Genomic DNA, 277 nt, shown 5'->3' with positions numbered 1-277 from the left:
AGTGCGGCGGAGGCGCGTTGCTCTTGCGCAAGAGACAACGCGATATTGAACGCAAGGAGCAAGCTGATGATTGCTGCCTCGATATAAGCACCGAGCAAGATTTGCAGGGCAATTGCGCCTTCCAGCAGCCATGGCACTGGCGCCCACAACTTGGTCAGCAGGAGTCGTCTGAAGGAGGGCAGCGTTTCGCCAACCACGTTGGGTCCGAATCTGCCCCTACGCTGCTGCGCTTCGGCGGTCGATAGGCCCGTCGGGATGGCGGTCGTCGTGGGTTCGG

The 277-nt window shown here is 61.0% G+C and carries 1 protein-coding gene; it reads right to left on the bottom strand.

All coding sequences use genetic code 11. The annotated features are described in order from the left end of the window. Nucleotides 1-257, bottom strand: a 257-nt coding sequence (locus SB725_RS30955; RefSeq protein WP_410923202.1) for a cation-transporting P-type ATPase, incomplete at its 3' end; no start/stop codon positions are given. Nucleotides 258-277 lie beyond the last annotated feature (20 nt).

Source organism: Pseudomonas sp. SIMBA_041 (assembly GCF_046535095.1).
In the GTDB taxonomy this organism is placed as follows: domain Bacteria; phylum Pseudomonadota; class Gammaproteobacteria; order Pseudomonadales; family Pseudomonadaceae; genus Aquipseudomonas; species Aquipseudomonas mucoides.
The sequence above is the reverse complement of the archived record's forward strand: the minus strand, read 5'-3'. Positions and strand labels throughout refer to the sequence as shown.